At 58.0% G+C, this 2098-nt stretch carries 2 protein-coding genes and 1 pseudogene; all 3 read right to left on the bottom strand.

What is annotated here, in order from left to right:
- Positions 1–204: 204 nt before the first annotated feature.
- A pseudogene (locus IE243_RS22585) lies at positions 205–441 on the bottom strand (transposase); the annotation flags it as partial.
- Between the two features lie 54 nt (positions 442–495).
- Complete coding sequence (locus IE243_RS22580) at positions 496–1482, bottom strand: DEAD/DEAH box helicase family protein (protein ID WP_191321534.1); 987 nt, start codon at positions 1480–1482, stop codon at positions 496–498.
- Between the two features lie 278 nt (positions 1483–1760).
- On the bottom strand, positions 1761–2024 hold the full coding sequence (locus IE243_RS22575; RefSeq protein WP_191321533.1) for a hypothetical protein: 264 nt from the start codon (positions 2022–2024) through the stop codon (positions 1761–1763).
- Positions 2025–2098 lie beyond the last annotated feature (74 nt).

The raw sequence follows: 2098 nt of genomic DNA, 5'->3' as shown, positions 1-2098 counted from the left end.
GGCCCGCACTCCGCTAATTTACGCCGCGATCTGCGCCAAATGTTCTGACGACGTACAGTCACCACTCTCAAGCTCGCGACAGCCCATGGACCATGTTTTCTAACGGGGTCAAACGCCACCAAAAAGCCAACGGCCGCTCCCTTCCCGCCACAGTATGGCGCCGAGCTGTTTCTCCCCCACAGGCGGAACCGATCCGCGATGGTTTTTTAGAATGTCCCTCTCCTCCTTGAGGATACGGTTCTCCCGGCGAAGCTGCTCGTTCTCGCGTGCCAGATCGGCATCGGGGCTGGTGGGGAAACCCTCCCCGCGATGTAAACTCACCCAGCGGGTCAGCGTTGACAGCCCAATGCCAAGATCGGCCGCTACGCGCTTGCGAGGTAGTCCGCTGGTCAGTGCAATCCGCACCGCTTCACGCTGAAACTCTTCTCCGTGCTTGATCATCTCTTCGGTCTCCTGGAATGAGCGATATGCTCTCAGGTGACCGGCGCAAAATCGTTACAAGTCCAGGTGTTTGAGGACGCCCAGCAGCACGGCATTGGTGTCCTGGGCTTCGTCAAGCAGGATATAGTCGGCGTTGATGGACGGGGCGCCTAGCGCCCAAACTTTGAGGTATCCGTCGTGCCCAAGTGTCAGTGGATCGGCCGGGTCAATCATCCGGGACCACAGGCACCGGGCCCGTTGCACGCAAAATTGCTGAACGTCCAGTAGGGACGCGTCGGGCAGCATGTTCATGGCGCCGTAGACCGGGACATGCCGGGGCTCGATTTCCGGGGCGGCGCTGATCGTGAATTTGTTGATTGTCTCGCGGATGAGGTATCCGAGCGAACGTGCGCCAAGGGTGACGGTGGGGGTGACGCTCCAGCTTTTCAGCTTCAGGATTTCGACCAGGTGGTTCGGCGTGAGGGATTGCGTGAGCTTTCCGATGTTTCCATTATAGCAAGCGGAAACTGCCGAGAACGCGAGCCCGTGCGTCGTGGTGCAGGTGACACTGGAGGGAAACCTGCGCTTTGCCTCTGCGACGATGCTGCGGTTGAAGGCGAGATAGAGGCCTCGCCGGCGGGTTGAGGCTGCCAAGAACTCAAGAGTCGAGGTTTTACCCGAGCCGGCGTAGGCATTGATCTTCAGCGATCCGCCGGTAGAGAAGAGCCGAATGGCCTGCTCCTGCTCGTCGGTAGGCGGCCGTGGGGGCGATTTCGGCCCGTGTCGGCGGGCGGGAGCCGCGCCGGCAGTTTCAACCCCTTTGCCGGGCTGCCGCTGGGCTCTCGCCGCGGTGGATGGGGGGTCTTGCGAAGCAGGATCAACGCCCAGTGCTACGAGTTGCGACTGTACAATGCCGCGCAGCTCTTTGCCCCGGCTTGTCCGGCGAAATTGCAGCTCGTGGAAGAGGATCAAAAGCCCCTGGACATTGTTCGCCTCGGAGGCGGCTTCGAATATTTCTTCGAGTTTGTCGATAGAATCATTTGTGTAGGGGCGCTTCTGCATATTTTATTGACCATCGACAAGGCAGGGTTCGTCCGCCAGCAAAGGAATTTTAGCATATGCGGCTGGCGGGTTCTATCGGACAGGCATCGCCGATAGCGGATGGGAGTCCTCAAGATTGATGTGCAGACAGACCTTATGTTGATGGCATGTCTGTGGGTTCGACCGTCACTTTTATTTTTCCTGAACGAATAATACAGGCTATCTGGATTTTTGCTTGAAAACGGGATATTGACTGATGTCAGACGAGGCCATTGATCTGGTACCCGTCCACGCGGGCTCTACATTGCTGACTGAACCGCCCGAGGCCTGGCGGCTGTAAGGTTCATGTTGTGAGCCATCGCGATGGTCGCGTAATCAAGGACATGGGGCACGTCTATGCCTTCCATTTCGCACAACATTCCCCATGCTGCCGGGTCGGTTGGAGCTATGTTTGTGACGACGTCTGGCACGTCGCATCCGAGGATGCAGGCGAAATTGCCGTCCTGATCAACGTGCCACCCGTTGATTGTCGCCAGAATTTGGGCGCGTTCCTCATAAGTCATCTGTTTTCCTTTGCACTATTACCAAGGCCTTCTGCCCCTGACTCATGCAGGGTTTTGTTGGGAGCGCGGACGTG

The organism is Camelimonas fluminis, from assembly GCF_014656355.1.
Classification (GTDB): domain Bacteria; phylum Pseudomonadota; class Alphaproteobacteria; order Rhizobiales; family Beijerinckiaceae; genus Camelimonas; species Camelimonas fluminis.
This window is presented reverse-complemented; position numbering and strand designations above follow the sequence as displayed.